Source organism: Hyphomonas sp. (assembly GCF_037969335.1).
GTDB lineage: Bacteria > Pseudomonadota > Alphaproteobacteria > Caulobacterales > Hyphomonadaceae > Hyphomonas.
This window is the reverse complement of record NZ_JBBKXE010000179.1, coordinates 1-17,012: the sequence shown is the minus strand read 5'-3', so window position 1 is coordinate 17,012 and position 17,012 is coordinate 1. Positions and strand designations below refer to the sequence as shown.

The window sequence follows — 17,012 nt, the reverse complement described above, 5'->3', positions numbered from 1 at the left end:
GTCCTTAATCGTCGAGGGTTGAACGGGGGCGGCGCGGTGGGCTTGCGCGCTCCCGTGTGAGGTCGTCGCTTTGGTCGAGGAGGGCCTCGAGCGTCGCGAGACGGCGTTCCATTGCTTTTGCCGAGCGCCAGAGGTCTTCCATCATCCGTTCGTCATCCGGCTGGAGTGTTTTTTGCCGGCGCCACTGGGATATGTAGTGGAGCACCATGCCGGGGAAGATGACGAAGATGCTGACGATTGCGACAATCGCAATGATGAATTCCTCTTCCATGGACTAGGTCTCCTGACGTTCGGCGCGGGCCTGTGCGATCAGTCCGGGCGTACAGATCACCGCCAGGAAGCCGAAGAGGCAGATAAGTGAGAGTAGCATGGATCAGGCCTCCGATTTCGTGGATTTCGAAGACGACTTCGAGCGCTTGGCTTTCAGGGCTTCGAGTTCCTTCTCGACGCTCTCGTTGCGCTCAAGCGCAGCGAACTCGGCTTCGAGGGTCGGCTCGCGGCCCTTGATCGTGTCGGCATAGGCTTCCATCTCGTCGACCTTGCGTTCGATCGTATTGTAGCGGGCGAGCGCATCGTCGACCCGGCCATCATAGACCTGGCTGCGGACGCGGATACGTTGCTCGGCCGCTTCGCGGCGCATCATCAGCGAGCGGTGCTTGGCTTTGGCTTCGTCGAGCTTGGCCTGCAGCTTGGCGAGATCGTCCTGGCGCTTTTCGAAGGCTTCTTCGGCAGCGTCCATCGCAGCCTTGCGGTGGGTGATTTCACCCTCGGCCTTCTGCTTGGCGATCAGGGCGCCCCGAGCCAGGTCTTCACGACCCTTGTCGATGGCCAGTTCCGCCTTGGCGGCCCATTCGTCACGGGCTTGCGTGAAATGGACGATTTCGCGTTCCATTTCTTTCTTGTCAGCCATGGCGCGGGCTGCGGCTGTGCGGACTTCGACCAGCGTGTCTTCCATTTCCTGGATGATCAGGCGGGCGATTTTTTCGGGATTTTCAGCACCGTCCAGCATCGCATTGATGTTGGAGTTGATGATGTCACCGAGGCGGGAGAAGAGACCCATGGGGTATCCTTTCGTGTTTGTCTGGGAGGAGGATTAAAAGAAGAGGCCGCCAAGAAGGATGCCGGCGCCGAAAAACATCCAGCTCTCGGCAGGGCGGGTCGACAGCCAGCGGCCAAAACGGCCTGCGTCGGTGCGAGCTTCAGTTCGGTAACTACGGTCGTCCATCTTGAGTTCAGTCCTTCTGGTTAAAAGCGACGCCCCGTCGCGCTGAGTGCCAATATCATTTCAAGGACCGTGCCAAGTGAAAATTAATATCATACAGCATTGTTTTTATGAGAAATAAAATAATTTCGGCACAATGCGCTAAAGACAAATTAGTAAATTTCACTAATAATTTAGTCGATTTAACATACAAGCTAGGCTAAAAGGACCACATGCTTGGCGAAACCACACAGCTCATCGGCGAGGCTCCGGCCTGGCTCAGCGCGCAGGAGCACGTCTCCCGCGTGGCCCCGCTTGAGCGCCCCATCCTCGTCATTGGCGAGCGCGGCACCGGCAAGGAATTGATCGGCGAGCGCTTGCACTTCCTGTCGAAGCGCTGGGAAGGGCCGTTCGTGAAGGTCAATTGCGCCGCCCTTTCAGAGCAATTGCTCGACTCTGAACTTTTCGGCCATGAGCGGGGCGCCTTCACGGGGGCGACTGAACAGCGCAAGGGCCGGTTCGAACTCGCTGATGGCGGCACGATCTTCCTCGACGAGATTGCGACGGCGAGCCGTGCCGTGCAGGAAAAACTGCTGCGTATCGTTGAATATGGCGAGTTCCAGCGCCTCGGCGGGTCGCGCGTGCTGAAAACCAATGTGCGCATCGTTGCGGCGACCAACATGCACCTGCCGGACATGGTCGATCGCGGTGAATTCCGCGCCGACCTGCTGGACCGGCTGGCATTTGACGTCATCACGCTGCCTCCGCTGCGGGCGCGGCCGGGCGATGCCAGCCTGCTGGCGGACTTCTTTGCCCGCCGTATTGCGATCGAGATGGCGCAGGACTTCCCGGGCTTTGCTCCCTCGGCCATTGCGGCGATCGAAGGCCATGACTGGCCGGGAAACGTGCGCGAATTGCGCAACTTTGCCCAGCGCCTCGCGCATCGCTCCATGCTGGCGGCGCCGGACGAGCCTGTCAGGTTTGATCCGGCCGTGCTGGATCCGTTTGCCTCGCCCTGGCGGCCCGGCGCTGCCAAGCCTGTGGAAGCCGAAACCCGCACGCCGCAGACGACTGAAACGTCGGCCCTGCATGGACCGGTCGATTTCAATGCCGAGATCAGCCGTCTCGAACTGCGTCTCGTCGATGAAGCTCTTGCCGCCAGCCAGGGCCACCAGGGGCGAGCCGCCGAGACGCTGGGCCTGACCTATCATCAGTTCCGGGGCCTGCTGAAGAAGCATGGTTATGGCAAAAAGCCCGGCAAGCCGGACGCCTGACCCGACGATCAGGTGAGCGCTCACTGTTAAGCTTGGGACACATAGGGGAAATCGATTCGCGTCCCGGGCAAATCTGAGCCATACTTGGAAGTCTCGAATAGCAAAGGAGACCGCTCGTGCAGATACAAATTACTGGCAAGCATATGGATCTCGGCGGGGCTCTCAGGAGCCGCATCGAAGACGGGCTAGAGGCGGCGGTCAGTAAATACTTTAGTCGAACCGGGGAGGCGAGCGTATTCGTCTCGCAGCACGGACATCTCGTCGAGGTGGACTGCAATGTGCACCTGCCGTCCGGCATTGTCCTGCAATCCTCGGGCAAGGCGACAGATCCCTATGCCGCCCTGGAAGACAGTCTCGACAAGATGGAAAAGCGGGTGCGCCGCTACAAGCGCCGCCTGAAGGACCACCACGCCAATCCGGTGACGCCGCTGCCGTCTGAAATCGCGACCGGCGCTGTCCTGACGCTGAATGGACATGCGGCGGACGCGGATGAGCTTGATGACGACGTTGTCGACGTATCCGACGTGCCGCTCACAGTCGCAGAAACCTCTGTAAACATCCGGAAAATGTCGGTGTCGGAAGCCGTCATGCAGCTGGAATTACAGGAGGTCCCGGCATTGATGTTCAGGAATGCTGGCCATGATGGACTGAATATGGTCTACCGCCGCCCGGACGGGCATATTGGTTGGGTCGATCCGGCCAATACCCCGAGGAACTGAAGCCCGCACACGGAAGCAGCTTATATGGCAACCGATCTGAGCTCCCTGCTTAAAGGTGGGATCATCATCCCTTGTTATGAGGCGACCAGCCGGAAACAGGCCCTGCACGCAATGTCGGAAGAACTCGGCCGTGTGACTGGCATTTCGGCACGCGAAATCGAGGATTCTGTCATGGAGCGTGAGCGCCTTGGCTCGACCGGTGTCGGCGAAGGCGTCGCGATCCCGCATGCGCGGGTGGCGGGTATCCAAGCCCCGATTGGCGGGTTCATGCGCCTTGCGACAGGCGTGGACTTCGAGGCTATCGACGACCGCCCCTGTGACCTGATCTTCATGTTGCTGGCGCCATTGTCGGCCGGTGCAGACCATTTGCGGGCCCTGGCACAAGTCAGCCGCGTCTTCCGTCAGGCGCCGGTGCGTGATGCGCTGCGCGAGGCGGATACGGTGGAAGCCGTCAAGGCGATTATCTGCAAGGAATCGGTCGAGTCGCCGATCTGAACCGGCTTCATGCTGAATAAAAAAGCCCGCCGATCAGATCGGCGGGCTTTTTGTTTGGGGCAGGAGCAGATCAGCCCTCGCTTGGCTTGTCTTCCGCGAACCCTCGGTTCTCGAGCAGCGGCTCGATCGTCGGGTCGGAGCCCCGGAAATTACGATAGAGTTCGTCGGCCTCGCGCAGGCCGCCGGATTCATATACCCACTTCTTGAGTTTGGCAGAGAGTTCCGGATTGTAGATATCGCCGGTCTGCTTGAAGGCCATGAACCCATCCGCATCGAGAATTTCAGACCAGAGATAGGCGTAATAACCTGCGGAATACCCGCCAGCGAAGATGTGGCTGAAATATTGCGACCGATAGCGCGGTTCGATTTCCGGCAGGACGCCATAGTCTTCCAGAACCTGCTGCTCGAAGGCCCGCGCGTCGGTGATCTTTGCGGCTTCCTCCGATGACAGCATGTGCCAGCGCAGGTCGAGCAGGGAGGCGGCAATGAATTCGGTCGTCTTGAAGCCCTGGTTGAAGTTCGAGGCCGCATTCATCTTGTCAACCAGGTCCTGCGGGATGATTTCGCCGGTCTTGTAGTGCCGGGCGTATTGGCCGAGCACTTCCGGATCACCGGCCCAATGCTCCAGCAGCTGCGCCGGGAATTCGGTATAGTCGCGCGGACCGTCGAGGCCTGAAAATGTCGAATACTTGATTTTCGTCAGCAGGCCGTGCAGGCCGTGACCGAATTCGTGGAACAGGGTCTCGACCTCATCATACGACATCAGCGTCGGTTCGCCCTTGGCAGGCGGGGTGATGTTCAGGTTGTTGGAGACAATCGGACGGATATTCTCGCCAACATTCGATGCGTCGCGGAACGAAGACATCCACGCACCGCCGCGCTTGGAATCGCGCGAATACATGTCAGTCATGAACAGGCCGAGATGTTCGCCAGTCTCCAGGTCCTTTACATCCCAGGACGTGACGACCGGATTCCATTTTTCCGTTTCGACCGGCGTGAAGCTGATATTGAATAGTTTGGTGGCAACATCGAATGCGCCCTGACGCACCGCGCCGAGCTCGAAATAGGGCTTCAGCACTTCGCCGTCGAAGGCGTATTTCGCCTGGCGCACCTTCTCGGCATAGAACCACCAGTCCTGGCCTTCGAGCGTGAAATCGTCGCCGATCATCGCCTGCATGTCGGCGCGTTCTTCCTTGGCGCGTTCAAGGCCGGGCTTGAGGACGCGGGCGAGGAATTCCTCGGCCTGTTGAGGCGTCTTCGCCATGCGCGTTTCAAGCTGGTAGGCGGCATGGGACGTGTAGCCCATCAGCTCGGCCCGCTTGGCGCGCAGCTGGGCGATCCTGATCAGGATCGGGCCGTTGTCATACTCGCCCGACGATGCGCGCAGACGATAACCGTCGAACATCTGCTTGCGCAGGTCGCGGTTCTCGCCCTGCGTCATGAAAGTCTCGTAGACCGAGCGGTCGACGGTCAGGATCCATTTGTTCTCACCGTCGACCTTGATCGCGTTCTTGAAATCATCCGGCAGGCCGGCCAGTTGGGCCTCGTCCGTAATTTCCAGTTTGAACGCCTTGGTCGACAGCAGCAGGTTCTTGCCGAATTCGGTTGTCAGGGCGGACAGTTCTTCATTGATCTTGGCCACGTCCGCTTTGACGTCCGGACTCAGCGCCGCGCCGTTGCGCACGAAGTTGCGATTGGTCAGTTCCAGCAGCCGCGCATCCTGCTCGTCGAGGCCGAGCCGGTCACGCTCGGCATAGACAGCCTGTACGCGTTTGAAGAGATCAGGATTGAAATTGATCGCGTCGGTTTCGCGCGTCAGCATCGGGTAAATCTCGGCTTCCAGATCGCTGAGCGTGTCGTTCGTGTCGGTATTGGTGATATTGCCGAATGTCAGGATCACCTTGTTGAGCGAGCCGCCAGCCTGGTCGAGCGCAACAATCGTGTTGTCGAAGGTCGGGGCGTCGGGATTATTGACGATGCCGTCAATCTCGGTGCGCAATTCAAGCAGGGCCTTCTTGGTGGCGGGCAGGTAGTGCGCGTCCGTGATCTGGTTGAAGGGCGGTACGCCATAGGGGGCGGTCCAGTCGTCCCGGAACGGGTTGCCGGCAAGTTCAGCGTCGCTCACCACGATTTCCGGCAGTTCGGCGGCGGCGGGCTGGGTCACTTCGGCGGTGCTGGATTCGTCGGCTGGTTTCTTGCCGCAGGCAGACAGGGTGAGGGCGAGCGCGGCCGCAGTGCCGAACAGGAAATGTTTTGTGGTCATGAAGGGTCCTCAGGCTGGATTTAACCCCGTCTAACGTGGAAACGGGGCAAAAACCAGCTTTCGACCGCTATTCCCGGCGTCCTCAGCGCGCCAGGCGGGCAATCGTTTCGTGATATTCCGCGATGGTTTCCTCGAAGATCTGTGCGACCGGTTTGACCGTGTGAATTCGCCCGGCAACCTGGCCCGTCAGGGCGATACCGGCTTCGAGATTGCCGCCGAAGTAGACGGCCTCAGTGTCGGCGAACTCTCCGAAAATGTTCGGGCTGCCGTCAGTCTCAAGGCGGGTCGTGCGTTCGGTGCGCAGCGCGCGCAGGGCCGGGCCGGGACCGGAGCGGTTGAGGAAGACCGTATCGGTCGCTTCAGCCTCGACAATCGCATCCTTCCAGTTCTGGTGCACCGGGCTTTCGGTGGAGGACAGGATCCGCGTCCCCATCAGCACGCCTTCCGCGCCAAGCGCGAACGCAGCGGCCATCGTGCGGCCATCGGTGATGCCGCCTGCGGCGACGACAGGAACGTTGACGCTCTCGCAAACGAGCGGGATCAGCACCATCGAGGCGACATCCTTGGGGTTCTTGAAACCACCGCCTTCGCCGCCCTCGACAATCAGGCCGTCAACGCCCGCTTCGATGGCGCGCAGCGCACCCTGCAGGCTGGGCACGACATGGAACACGGTGAGGCCCGCTTCTTTCAGCATGCTCGTATATTTCATCGGGTCGCCCGCCGACGTGGTGACGAATTTGATGCCCTGCTTGATGATGAAGTCGACGATTTTGGGGTCGCGCACGAAGGCCTGCGCCACGTTGACGCCGAACGGCTTGTCGGTGAGGTCGCGCATCTTGATGATTTCCTCGCGGATCGCATCAAGCTCGCCCGACGAGGTTTCGATAATGCCCATGCCACCGGCGTTGGAGACCGCCGAGGAGAGGTGCGAGCGGGCAATCCAGCCCATGGCTGCCTGGATGATCGGTTTCTCGATGCCGAGCATCTCGGTGATGCGGGTTTTGACGGGCTTGCTGGTCATGAACGTCTCCTGACTTGTTTCGGTCTTGGTGCAGGCCTGCCCCGAGGGCAGCGCAACCGGCAACACCGCCGATGGATCTTTGTGCAGTTCTGGCATGACTCTGCCCCGAAGTCATGACGTGACAGCGCGCACTTGCACCCTATGCTGGATCGCAAAGGTTGAGGAGATTTCGCCAATGGCAGAGATGCAGCAGATCGTGCTCACGCGCTATTGTGACGGCCCGCCCGTGCCGGACGACTTCGCGCTTGAAACAGCGCCGCTGCCTGAGCCGAAAGAGGGCCAGTTCCGTGTGGCCCATGTCTGGTGCTCGGTCGATCCCGGCACACGCTCGCGCCTGTCAGGCGGCGATTCTTACGCCATGGCTCTGCCGCTCGGCAAACCGATTGATGGGTTCAGCGTCGGTATCGTCGACGCCAGCCGGAACGACATGTTCCCAGTGGGAACCAAGGTCTTCTGCGCCGGTGGCTGGAAAACCCATTCGATCCAGTCGGGCCGGGGCTTTATCGGCAAGGTGCCAGAGGCGCCGGTGCCACTCAGCGCCTGGATCGGCGTCCTCGGCGTTCCGGGCCTGACGGCCTGGTTCGGCATGAAGACGATCGCGAAGTTCAAGGAAGGCGATGCGGTGCTGGTCACCTCCGCCGCCGGTCCCGTTGGCGCAACCGCCGGACAACTCGCCAAGGCCTGGGGCGCGTCGAAAGTCGTTGGCATTGCGGGCTCCGATGCCAAGTGCGATTTCCTGACAGGCGAGGCCGGCTTCGATGCCGCGATCAATTACAAGACCGCGCCTGACCTGACCGCCGCCATTGCCGAACAGTTCCCGAAAGGCGTCGATGTTCTGTTCGACAATGTCGGCAACGAGATGGTCAACCGCGTCCTGCCGCTGATGGCGCTGAATGGACGCATCTGCATTTCCGGCCAGGTCGCCGACTATAACCTGACGCCGGAAGAAACGCCGGGCATCGTCAACACCAAGCCTTTCATCACGCATCGTGTGAACATGCACGGCCTCGTCGTGTTCGATTTCGCGAGGGAGTTTCCCGAAGCCCTGCAGACGATGGCGGGCATGCTGGCGAGCGGGAAGCTCAAGAGCAATGAGGAGCGCTTCGAAGGCATCGTTAAAATGCCGGAAGCCTTTTGCGGCCTGTTCCGGGGCGAGAATCTCGGGCGCCGTGTGGTGAAAGTGGGAGAGGATTCATGAGCACGCAATACGACATCACCCAGGATAAATGGGAGCGTTTCACCTTCTCCCGCGAGGGCCGCGTCCTCACCGCCGCCATCACGTCCGACCATCCGGTCAATGGCGTTGATGAGCAGATGCACACCGAACTCGCCCTCGTATTCAACTGCCTCCAACGCGACAGCGACAGCGATATCATCATCCTGACCGCCAAGGGCCGCGCCTTCTGCGCTGGCGGCGATTTCGACTGGTTCGAGGAACAGATCAATCATCCCGGACGCTTTCGTGCCATCGCCTGGGACGGCAAGCAGATCGTCACGACCCTGCTCAATATGGAGAAACCGATCCTCTGCCGCATGAACGGCGCGGCCGCCGGTCTCGGCGCCACGATTGCGCTGCTCTGCGACATCATCATTGCTGACGAGACGGCGAAGATCGGCGACCCGCATGTAAAGGTTGGCCTCGTGGCTGGCGACGGCGGCGCGCTGATCTGGCCGCAACTGATCGGTTTCGCCAAGGCCAAGGAACTGTTGATGACAGGCGACCTGCTCAGCGCCAAGGAAGCCGAACGGATCGGTCTCATCAATTATGCCGTGCCGGCTGCAGAACTCGACGCCAAGGTCGCCGAACTTGTGGGCAAGCTGCAGGCTAATCCGAAATGGGCCGTGCGCTGGACCAAGACCACGGCCAATATCCCCCTGCGGGCCCTCGCTGCGCAGCTGATGGATGCCAGCATCGGCTGGGAAAGCGCGTCGAATTATACAAATGACCGACGCGAAGCCGTGGCCGCGTTCAAGGAAAAACGCGCACCCAAGCTGACGGGCGACTGACATGCGCCTTCGCTCGCCCAGCCATTACGAATTCGCGATCCTGACAGATCTCTGCATGCGGTCAAAAGCTGTTTGGGGTTACACGCCCGAGATGCTCGAGGAATTCCGCGCCGAACTGACGGTGTCCGAAGAGGATGCTGCCAACGACGTGATCGTGGTCGCCGACGACATTCTCGGGATCGCCGGCGTTGTGCAGCTTGCCATCGACGGTGACACCGCCTGGCTCGAGAAGCTCTTTGTCGAGCCCACGCGTCTCGGAGAAGGGACGGGCCAGATGATGTATATATGGGCCTGCCGCGTCGCACAGGATGCCGGGGCGAAGGACCTCGTGATCGATTGCGACCCGGACGCAAAGGATTTCTACCTGCGCATGGGCGCCGAACGCGATGGCGAGGCGGAATCGCCGTCGATTTCGGGGCGCATGCTGCCGCGTCTCGTGCACCGGCTGCACCCGGCGCGTGACGCAGGAAATTGACGCGCGCGCCGCGCGGCGCTATCTGGACGCTTGTGGTGATTTGGCCGGTCGGCTTGCAGCCACGTTAAACAAGTCGCTAAAAGGCCGTGCGGATATGCCAGCAGGTTCCTGCCGCCGCCTCCCTTTCATGCGATGTGAGTAGGATTGGAGAACGGTGATGCCGATCAGGATTCCCGATACTTTGCCCGCCCGCGATGTGCTGGTGCGCGAGGGCGTGTCTGTCATGAGCGAGACAGATGCCATCCGTCAGGACATTCGTCCGCTGCAGATCGGCCTGTTGAACCTGATGCCGAACAAGATCCGTACCGAGGCGCAGATCGCCCGCCTGATCGGTGCCTCGCCGCTGCAGGTGGAGCTGACCCTCATCATGGTGGGCGGCCATACACCCAAGAACACGCCGGAAGACCACCTGATCAGTTTCTACCAGGACTGGGCCGATGTCCGCGACCGCAAGTTCGACGGCTTCATCATCACTGGCGCGCCGATCGAGACGCTGCCGTTTGAACAGGTCGGCTATTGGGACGAGCTGACGGAAATCCTCGACTGGACGCGCACCAATGTCCATTCCAGCTTCTTCATCTGCTGGGGCGCCATGGCGGCGGCCTGGCACCTGCACGGCGTACCCAAGCATACACTGGCCGAAAAGGCGTTCGGCGTGTACCGCCACCACAACCTGGATCCGACGTCACCTTTCCTGTCGGGTTTTTCCGATGATTTCCAGATTCCCGTCAGCCGCTGGACCGAAGTGCGCGCCGAGGACATTGCAAAAGCGCCGGAGCTGAAGCTTCTGATGGAGTCAGATGTGACCGGGCCTTGCCTCCTGTCAGAGCCGACCCAGCGTAATCTCTATTGCTTCAATCATATCGAGTACGATTCCACCTCGCTGAAGGAAGAATACGAGCGCGACCTGGCTTCCGGAAAATCCATCCGCGCGCCGCATGGCTATTTCCCCAATGATGACACCAGCGCCCAGCCGCTCAACCGCTGGCGCAGCCACGCCCACCTCCTGTTCGGTAACTGGATCAACCAGGTTTACCAGACCACGCCCTTCGATGCGGCGCAGATTGGGGTCAAGAGTGCGTAATGACCGCTGCGCTAGTACCTGAGCTCTATGTTTCTGATCTGGCGCGCAGTCTGGCCTTCTATTGTGACCTTGCTGGCTTCGCGGTTCGTTATGAGCGTCCGGACGAGGCCTTCGCTTACATCGCCTTGGGCAATGCAGAACTGATGCTCGAGGAACCTGTCGGACGAACTTGGCTCACGGGTGCGCTGGAACGGCCCTTTGGCCGGGGTATCAATCTTCAGATCGCGGTTTCGGACGCCGACAGGCTGTTCGGGGTTTTTTGCGAAGCGGGTGCGACAATCATCAATGAATTGGAGCAGAAGTCTTACCGGCGCCGGCAAGATACGATTTCCGTCAGGCAGTTTGTGGTAGCCGATCCGGATGGCTACCTGCTACGATTTGCGCAGGTAATCAGCGAGCAACCCTCTTAACATGTCCCAGTCCTTCGCCCCCGAACCCGATCACGTCACCGAACTCCGCGGCCAGCTGTCCCGCTGGGTGGCCGACAAGATGCCGCGCGAGAAACGCCGCGAATGGGACAAGGCCCACACATGGGATCGCAACCTGTTCAAGGAACTCGCGGCCATGGGCCTGATCGGCCTGACCATCCCGGAAGAATATGGCGGGCAGGGCGAAGATATCTATGCCGCTGCCGCCGTGATCGACGAACTCTGCCAGGGCGGTGTCAGCATGGCCGGCCCGTTCATTCATGCGGCCTTTTATGGCGGCCTCAACATTTCCGAGAACGGGTCGAAGGAACAGAAGGAAGCCCTGCTGCCCAAGCTGGCGCGCGGCGAGATGTTCCTCTGCTACGGCCTGTCCGAGCCGAATGTCGGCGGCGACCTGCCCAGTGTCGAGACGCGCGTCACCCGCGACGGCGACGAGATTGTCATCAACGGCGCCAAGCGCTGGTGCACCGGTGCCGACTGGTCTGACTATATCTATTGCCTCTGCCGCTCCGGCGGGCCGGAAGACCGCCACGGCAATCTCACCTTCGTCCTTGTGCCGACCAATGCGCCCGGTGTCTCGATGCAGCCCATCGAACACAGCAACCTGCGTTATACGGACTCAATGGATGTCTTCCTTGATGATGTCCGCCTGCCGGCCAGTGCCATCGTCGGTGGGCCGGACAAGTGGAACAAGGGTTGGGAAGCGCTCGCCGGTCGCGCACTCGATGTCGAAAAGATCGAGATCACGGCCGTCGCCTATGGCATCGCTCGCGCCGCACTGGACGAGGCCTGGACCTATGCGCAGGAACGCACCCAGTTCGGCAAGCCGATTTCGAAACACCAGGCGATTGCCCACAAGCTCGTCACCGCTCGCACCAAACTGCAGGCTTGCCGCCACATGCTCTACCATGCGGCCTGGCTCGCCAATGAGCACCAGCCGTGCAGCGTCGAAACGGCCATGGCCAAGCTCTTCGTCGCCGATACCGGCGTCGAGATTGGTCTCATCTGTCAGCAGGTCATCGGTGCCTATGGCCTGTCGGATGCCTATGACATCGAGCGCAATGTCCGCGACCTCCTCGGCATGCCCATCGTCGGCGGGTCCAGCGACATCCAGAAGAACAATCTGGCCCGGATGTTGAGGCTGTAGACGTGCCATGGGCAGATCGGATTTTTCCAGCGCCCCATCTGCGCGGTTGAGCGCCTGCCTGCGAGACGCTGACGCCGGAACCCATCAGGGATGCCGGCAAGCGCAATCCTACTGGCCTGTCCCAGTTGGCAAGACTTTGCGATATGATGCGGCAACACGCCGGTTCATGGCGAAGAAGCCGCTGGTTTTCCGCTAGACCCTTGGGGGACGAACATGAGTGATTCGCTGGGAGAGGCCGTCGATGGCGCGATGGCGCATGCCGCCGCAGACGCCGCCGCAGGACTGGCGGACGGGAGGGGAGGCCCGCACGACACACGATGCCTGAATTGCGGCAAGGCGCTTGAAGGCAATTATTGCCCCGATTGCGGGCAGAGCGCCCAAAGCCTCAGGCGTCCTTTCTGGTCGTTGCTCGGCGAAAGTATCGAAACGCTCTTCTCGCTCGATGGCCGTATCGCGCGAACACTACCCGACCTGCTGATCCATCCCGGTCGCATGACCCGCGCTTACCTTGACGGTCAGCGCGCCCGATTCATTCCGCCCTTCCGCCTCTATGTGCTCGCCTCGCTCGTCTTCTTCGTGCTCCTGCCGCTCTTGATGGGCCAGCGCATCGCGTTCATGCCAGAGGGCGCGCAGAACTTCGAGCAAGCCCGGGCCGTTATCGAGCAGTCCTACACGGACGGTGACATGACCGATGCGGAACACCAGACCGCACTGCAAGAGATCGACCGGGCAGAAGCAATGTGGCGCGGCGGCATTCCCGGCCTTGTCACGCCCGCGCCGCCCGTCGCCGAAGGCGAGGAAGCCGCCCCGCCTGCGCCGGATGAGGAATGGGCCGGTTTCATGCCGAAAGAGGCGCTCGACGCCATTCGAGAGGCCGGAGAGAATGGTGACCCGGAGGCCGCCAGGTTTGTACGGGTGATGGAAGAGCCGGGCCAGCTTGCCGAGCAGACCCAGCGCTGGATCCCCCGGATGATGTTCGTGCTGTTGCCGGTCTATGCGTGCCTGTTGGCGCTGGTCTATGTCTGGCGTCGGCAATTCCTGTTCTTTGACCACCTGATCGTCTCGCTGCACTTCCATTCGGCCATGTTCTTCGCGATGGCCATCGGTGCCCTGCTGGCACCCATTGTCGGCGTCGGCTGGGTCGTCCTTGCGCTCGTTATCTACTCGAACGTCTATCTCTATCGGCTCAACCGCGTGGTCTACGGACGCGGGACATTCAGCTCGGTCCTCAGAACGCTGACACTGGACAGCATCTATTTCGTTGTTTTGATGTCGGCCCTTCTGTTGGCGGTGATCCTCGGGGCCCTGTCGCTATGAGGATTGGCAGATGATCACTGTGGAGCAGCTCCGCGCCACCGCGCTCAGCTTCCCCCGGTCGCTCGAAAAGCCGCATTTCGACTGGGCGAGCTTTCGGGTCGATGTGCCGAAAGGCAAGATCTTCTGCACCTTGCCGCCGCATCACGAATTCTCGAACGTCTTCCTGACGCCCGAGGAACAGGCCATGCTGGTCGGCGCCGAACCGGACATTTTCTTCAAGGTGCCCAATAAATGGGGTGACAAGGGCGCAACGTCGATCCGGCTTTCGGCGTGCGATGACCTGACCTTGCGTTCCGCGCTCACCCTGTCGTGGCGTCACGCGGCGCCGCCAAAGTATCATGACGAACTGACGCTTTGACGGGCCCGTAATCCGGTCTAGTCTTCGCCGATGCCTGACACACTTATGCCCACCGACCTCCTCGCCAATGTCCGCACCCTCGCGCCGGAGCTTGCCGCCCGCGCCGCCGAAATGGAAGAGGTGCGCCGCCTGCCGGCTGACCTTGCCGCGAAACTGGCCCAGGCGGGCGTGTTCCGCATGATCACGCCGAAAAGCTTTGGTGGTCTGGAACTGGCGCCGCACGATTTTGTCGAAACGGTTGAAGCGGTGGCGACCGCCAATGCCAGCGCCGGCTGGTGCGCCATGATCGGTGCCACGACCGCGATGAATGCGGCCTATATGGACCCGGCCACAGCAGGCGAGATCTATTCCGATCCTGACACCATTACCGGCGGCGTCTTCGCGCCGATGGGCAAGGCTGTCGACGAGGGCGACCATTACCGTGTCTCCGGGCGCTGGCAGTGGGGCTCCGGCTCGGCCAATTGCACGTGGCTCTGCGGCGGCTGCACGATCTGGGAGAATGGCGAGATGAAGCGTCTTCCCAGCGGCGCGCCGGACGCGCGCATGATGGTCTTCCCGGCATCGGACGCGACCCTGCTCGACACCTGGCATGTCATGGGCCTGAAGGGCACGGGCTCGGGCGATATCGAGGTGAAAGACATTCGCGTGCCAAAGGCGCGGTCGGTCTCGCTGGTGTCGGACGCGCCGCATGAGAAAGGCCCGCTGTTCAAGTTCCCGGCCTTTGGCCTCCTGTCGCTCGGCGTCTGCGCGGTTGCGCTCGGCAATACGCGCGGCTCGCTGGATGCCTTCGCTGCGCTCGCCACGGCCAAGAAATCGCAGGGCTCGTCCAAGACCCTCGCTGAACGCCAGACCATGCAGGCCGAGTTCGCCAAGTGCGAAGCCGCATGGCGCGCGGCTCGCGCCTATCTCTTCGACGAGATCGACCAGACATGGACGGTCGCGACAGGGGAGGGCGCCATCCCGATGGAGCGTCGCGCGGCCCTGCGCATGGCGTGCACCCACATGACGCGAACGGGCGCCGACATCTGCCGCACGCTTTACGACCTCGGCGGCGGCGCGGCCCTGTTTGAATCCTCGGACCTGCAGCGCCGGTTCCGTGATGCCCATGCCATCACCCAGCATATCGTGACAGCCCCGTCGACATGGGAACTGACCGGCCGCATCCTGTTCGGCCTACCGACCGATGGCGGCATGGTCTAGGCGCCGGGGCCGCGACAAAATTCGGAAAATTGTGACTGGTCGGGTCCGCCCTGGCCATGCAATCATATAACAAAATGCGGGCGCCTTGCGCCGCCAGACATGAAGGACATCCCATGAAAATTCGCGGACTTATGATGGCTGTTTCACTGGTCGCGCTGGCGGCCACCGGGTGCACGAGCGCGGTCGACGAAACAGCCCTGCCCATGCCGGTCGCGGCCACGCCGCCGCCCTTGCCGGAACAAGCCCCTGCCGCAGATCCGATGGCCATCGACACCAGAACCGAATGGGGCGCGTTCCTCTCGGCCTTCCTTGACGCCTATTTCCCGCTCAATCCCAATTTCGCTGTCTATCAAGGCCGCCACGAGTTCGACGGCCAGCTGCCGGACTGGTCGCCAGAAGGCCTCAAGGCCGCGAGTGACCAGCGCGAGCAGGCCATTGCGACCGCCCTCGCGCTTGATCCAGCGGGCCTCAGCGATGCCGAGAAATTTGAACGCGATTACCTCGTCCATGTCCTGCAAGGCGAACTCTTCTGGCTGACAGAAGCCGACTGGCCGCACAGGAACCCGGACTTCTATGTCCCGGCGCTTGATCCGAACGTCTATATCGCCCGGCCCTATGCCGATGCCGAAACGCGGATGAAGGCTTTCATTGCCTATGCGCAGAACGTGCCTGCCGCCGCCGCCCAGATCGAAGCCAACCTCCAGCTGCCACTGCCGGAAACCTATCTCAAATATGGTCAGGCGGGCTTTGGCGGTTTTGCCGAATATTATTCCGGTGATGCCAAGGCGGCTTTCGCCGAGGTGACGAATGACGCCCTGCAGGCTGAATTTGACGCCGCCGCTGCTGATGCAGCAATCGCCATGCAACACCTGTCCGATCATATCGGCTCGGTGCCGGCCACACCGGACGGTTTCGCCCTCGGCGCGGAAAAATTCTCCGACATGGTTCGCCTCACGGAGGCCGTCGATATCCCGCTGGCGGAACTGAAAGCCATCGGCGAAGCAGACCTGAAACGCAATCAGGCTGCCCTGAAGGACGCCTGCACCGTCTACGCGCCGGGCCTCGGCCTTGGCGACTGTATGAAAAAGATGGGCGCCAATAAGCCGGAAATCGGCCCGGTCGAGGAAGCCCGTGAACAGCTGCCGGAACTGCGCGCATTCATCGTTGAAAACGACATTGTTTCCATTCCGGGCACCGAGCAGGCGCTGGTCGAAGAGTCGCCACCATATAACAGGCAGAATTCCGCCTATATCGACATTCCCGGGCCTTACGAGACCGGCCTGCCATCGGTCTATTACATCTCGCCGCCAGACCCGTCATGGGATGCGGAAACCCGCGCCGCCTATATTCCCGGCAAGATGGACCTGCTCGGCACCAGCGTTCACGAAGTCTGGCCCGGCCACTTCCTGAACTTCCTGCACGCGAACCGGTCCGAATCCGTTCTGGGCAAGCTCTTCGTCGGTTACGCCTTCGCCGAAGGTTGGGCCCATTACACGGAGGAAATGATGATCGAGGCAGGCCTGCATGATGGCGACCCCGAAACCCGTATCGGCCAGCTCTCCAACGCCCTGCTGCGCGATTGCCGCTACCTCTCCGCCATCGGCCTGCATGCCGATGGCATGACGGTGGAGGATAGCTACAATCTCTTCCGCGATGAATGCTATCAGGATGCCGGAAATTCGACCCAGCAGGCCGCGCGCGGCACCTATGATCCGGCCTATCTCAATTATACGATGGGCAAGCTGATGATCCGTAAGCTGCGCAATGACTGGACAGCGAAACACTTCCCGGATGACCCTCGGTCAGGCTGGAAGGCCTTCCACGACGAATTCCTGTCCTATGGCGGCCCGCCAATCCCGCTGGTGCGCCAGCAGATGATGGAAGAGGATGCGGTGAAGGCGGTCTTCTAGGCCGCTATCGCTACCACGTCTCGCACCATGGCCTGAGATCCATTTCATGGGTCCAGGCCGACCGGTGCTGGCCGTGCAGCCAGACATAGTTCTTGGCAATCTCGTCTGGTAAT

18 protein-coding genes and 1 riboswitch are annotated in these 17,012 nt (G+C 61.2%); of the genes, 13 read left to right on the top strand and 5 right to left on the bottom strand.

Annotation, left to right across the window (positions count from 1 at the left end):
• Nucleotides 1–4 precede the first annotated feature (4 nt).
• The 3 genes from pspB to AADA04_RS13430 all read right to left on the bottom strand — a co-directional run bounded on the left by pspB (nt 5) and on the right by AADA04_RS13430 (nt 1,225).
• Nucleotides 5–271 carry an envelope stress response membrane protein PspB gene (pspB, locus tag AADA04_RS13440; RefSeq protein WP_340693786.1) on the bottom strand — a complete coding sequence of 89 codons (267 nt, stop codon included), beginning with the start codon at nt 269–271 and terminating at the stop codon, nt 5–7.
• A 102-nt stretch (nt 272–373) separates the two neighbouring features.
• On the bottom strand, nt 374–1,060 hold the full coding sequence (gene pspA / locus AADA04_RS13435; protein ID WP_340693785.1) for a phage shock protein PspA: 687 nt from the start codon (nt 1,058–1,060) through the stop codon (nt 374–376).
• Nucleotides 1,061–1,093: 33 nt separating this feature from the next.
• Nucleotides 1,094–1,225 (bottom strand): hypothetical protein, encoded by a 132-nt coding sequence (locus AADA04_RS13430; RefSeq protein ID WP_340693784.1) that lies wholly within the window; start codon nt 1,223–1,225, stop codon nt 1,094–1,096.
• Nucleotides 1,226–1,434: 209 nt separating this feature from the next.
• On the opposite strand from AADA04_RS13430, the gene pspF reads away from it, so the two are divergent.
• The 3 genes from pspF to AADA04_RS13415 all read left to right on the top strand — a co-directional run bounded on the left by pspF (nt 1,435) and on the right by AADA04_RS13415 (nt 3,689).
• Nucleotides 1,435–2,475 carry a phage shock protein operon transcriptional activator gene (gene pspF, locus AADA04_RS13425; RefSeq protein ID WP_340693783.1) on the top strand — a complete coding sequence of 347 codons (1,041 nt, stop codon included), beginning with the start codon at nt 1,435–1,437 and terminating at the stop codon, nt 2,473–2,475.
• Nucleotides 2,476–2,591: 116 nt separating this feature from the next.
• Nucleotides 2,592–3,194 (top strand): ribosome-associated translation inhibitor RaiA, encoded by a 603-nt coding sequence (gene raiA / locus AADA04_RS13420; RefSeq protein ID WP_340693782.1) that lies wholly within the window; start codon nt 2,592–2,594, stop codon nt 3,192–3,194.
• 24 nt (nt 3,195–3,218) lie between these two features.
• Nucleotides 3,219–3,689 carry a PTS sugar transporter subunit IIA gene (locus AADA04_RS13415; RefSeq protein WP_340693781.1) on the top strand — a complete coding sequence of 157 codons (471 nt, stop codon included), beginning with the start codon at nt 3,219–3,221 and terminating at the stop codon, nt 3,687–3,689.
• A 70-nt stretch (nt 3,690–3,759) separates the two neighbouring features.
• On the opposite strand, the gene AADA04_RS13410 is transcribed toward AADA04_RS13415, so the two are convergent.
• Both AADA04_RS13410 and AADA04_RS13405 read right to left on the bottom strand, forming a co-directional pair.
• Nucleotides 3,760–5,952: a M3 family metallopeptidase gene (locus AADA04_RS13410; protein ID WP_340693780.1), complete on the bottom strand. Its 2,193-nt coding sequence runs from the start codon at nt 5,950–5,952 to the stop codon at nt 3,760–3,762.
• 82 nt (nt 5,953–6,034) lie between these two features.
• Nucleotides 6,035–6,973, bottom strand: coding sequence for a nitronate monooxygenase (locus AADA04_RS13405; RefSeq protein WP_340693779.1), 939 nt, complete (start codon nt 6,971–6,973; stop codon nt 6,035–6,037).
• Between the two features lie 175 nt (nt 6,974–7,148).
• Here AADA04_RS13405 and AADA04_RS13400 point away from each other — a divergent pair, with 175 nt between their 5' ends.
• The 10 genes from AADA04_RS13400 to AADA04_RS13355 all read left to right on the top strand — a co-directional run bounded on the left by AADA04_RS13400 (nt 7,149) and on the right by AADA04_RS13355 (nt 16,899).
• Entirely contained in the window at nt 7,149–8,171 is a 1,023-nt protein-coding gene (locus tag AADA04_RS13400; protein ID WP_340693778.1) for an NADP-dependent oxidoreductase, read from the top strand.
• Nucleotides 8,168–8,980: an enoyl-CoA hydratase-related protein gene (locus AADA04_RS13395; protein WP_340693777.1), complete on the top strand. Its 813-nt coding sequence runs from the start codon at nt 8,168–8,170 to the stop codon at nt 8,978–8,980. Before AADA04_RS13400 ends, AADA04_RS13395 begins: the two co-directional genes overlap by 4 nt.
• 1 nt (nt 8,981) lies before the next feature.
• Nucleotides 8,982–9,455 (top strand): GNAT family N-acetyltransferase, encoded by a 474-nt coding sequence (locus AADA04_RS13390; RefSeq protein WP_340693776.1) that lies wholly within the window; start codon nt 8,982–8,984, stop codon nt 9,453–9,455.
• Between the two features lie 22 nt (nt 9,456–9,477).
• Nucleotides 9,478–9,555: riboswitch (SAM riboswitch) on the top strand.
• Between the two features lie 57 nt (nt 9,556–9,612).
• The gene (gene metA, locus AADA04_RS13385; protein WP_340693775.1) at nt 9,613–10,539 is read left to right on the top strand and encodes a homoserine O-succinyltransferase; all 927 of its coding nucleotides are present in this window, start codon (nt 9,613–9,615) and stop codon (nt 10,537–10,539) included.
• Entirely contained in the window at nt 10,539–10,949 is a 411-nt protein-coding gene (locus AADA04_RS13380) for a VOC family protein (RefSeq protein ID WP_340693774.1), read from the top strand. The genes metA and AADA04_RS13380 overlap by 1 nt, the downstream gene beginning before the upstream one ends.
• Nucleotide 10,950: 1 nt before the next feature.
• A complete protein-coding gene (locus AADA04_RS13375; protein ID WP_340693773.1) occupies nt 10,951–12,114 on the top strand; it encodes an acyl-CoA dehydrogenase family protein in 1,164 nt (387 codons plus the stop codon).
• Between the two features lie 213 nt (nt 12,115–12,327).
• Nucleotides 12,328–13,431: a DUF3667 domain-containing protein gene (locus AADA04_RS13370; protein WP_340693772.1), complete on the top strand. Its 1,104-nt coding sequence runs from the start codon at nt 12,328–12,330 to the stop codon at nt 13,429–13,431.
• A gap of 10 nt (nt 13,432–13,441) precedes the next feature.
• Entirely contained in the window at nt 13,442–13,789 is a 348-nt protein-coding gene (locus AADA04_RS13365) for an MmcQ/YjbR family DNA-binding protein (protein ID WP_340693771.1), read from the top strand.
• A 30-nt stretch (nt 13,790–13,819) separates the two neighbouring features.
• On the top strand, nt 13,820–14,989 hold the full coding sequence (locus tag AADA04_RS13360) for an acyl-CoA dehydrogenase family protein (RefSeq protein WP_340693770.1): 1,170 nt from the start codon (nt 13,820–13,822) through the stop codon (nt 14,987–14,989).
• Nucleotides 14,990–15,102: 113 nt separating this feature from the next.
• Entirely contained in the window at nt 15,103–16,899 is a 1,797-nt protein-coding gene (locus tag AADA04_RS13355) for a DUF885 domain-containing protein (RefSeq protein WP_340693769.1), read from the top strand.
• The last annotated feature ends 113 nt before the right edge of the window (nt 16,900–17,012 follow it).

Bases quoted from the DNA above. Each gene is read 5' to 3' on its own strand.
- AADA04_RS13430 (WP_340693784.1), bottom strand. From the start codon at position 1,225: ATGGACGACCGTAGTTACCGAACTGAAGCTCGCACCGACGCAGGCCGT.
- pspA (WP_340693785.1), bottom strand. From the start codon at position 1,060: ATGGGTCTCTTCTCCCGCCTCGGTGACATCATCAACTCCAACATCAAT.
- AADA04_RS13415 (WP_340693781.1), top strand. From the start codon at position 3,219: ATGGCAACCGATCTGAGCTCCCTGCTTAAAGGTGGGATCATCATCCCT.
- AADA04_RS13355 (WP_340693769.1), top strand. From the start codon at position 15,103: ATGAAAATTCGCGGACTTATGATGGCTGTTTCACTGGTCGCGCTGGCG.
- AADA04_RS13380 (WP_340693774.1), top strand. From the start codon at position 10,539: ATGACCGCTGCGCTAGTACCTGAGCTCTATGTTTCTGATCTGGCGCGC.
- AADA04_RS13370 (WP_340693772.1), top strand. From the start codon at position 12,328: ATGAGTGATTCGCTGGGAGAGGCCGTCGATGGCGCGATGGCGCATGCC.
- pspB (WP_340693786.1), bottom strand. From the start codon at position 271: ATGGAAGAGGAATTCATCATTGCGATTGTCGCAATCGTCAGCATCTTC.
- AADA04_RS13360 (WP_340693770.1), top strand. From the start codon at position 13,820: ATGCCTGACACACTTATGCCCACCGACCTCCTCGCCAATGTCCGCACC.
- AADA04_RS13390 (WP_340693776.1), top strand. From the start codon at position 8,982: ATGCGCCTTCGCTCGCCCAGCCATTACGAATTCGCGATCCTGACAGAT.
- metA (WP_340693775.1), top strand. From the start codon at position 9,613: ATGCCGATCAGGATTCCCGATACTTTGCCCGCCCGCGATGTGCTGGTG.
- AADA04_RS13395 (WP_340693777.1), top strand. From the start codon at position 8,168: ATGAGCACGCAATACGACATCACCCAGGATAAATGGGAGCGTTTCACC.
- AADA04_RS13400 (WP_340693778.1), top strand. From the start codon at position 7,149: ATGGCAGAGATGCAGCAGATCGTGCTCACGCGCTATTGTGACGGCCCG.
- pspF (WP_340693783.1), top strand. From the start codon at position 1,435: ATGCTTGGCGAAACCACACAGCTCATCGGCGAGGCTCCGGCCTGGCTC.
- AADA04_RS13410 (WP_340693780.1), bottom strand. From the start codon at position 5,952: ATGACCACAAAACATTTCCTGTTCGGCACTGCGGCCGCGCTCGCCCTC.
- AADA04_RS13365 (WP_340693771.1), top strand. From the start codon at position 13,442: ATGATCACTGTGGAGCAGCTCCGCGCCACCGCGCTCAGCTTCCCCCGG.
- AADA04_RS13405 (WP_340693779.1), bottom strand. From the start codon at position 6,973: ATGACCAGCAAGCCCGTCAAAACCCGCATCACCGAGATGCTCGGCATC.
- AADA04_RS13375 (WP_340693773.1), top strand. From the start codon at position 10,951: ATGTCCCAGTCCTTCGCCCCCGAACCCGATCACGTCACCGAACTCCGC.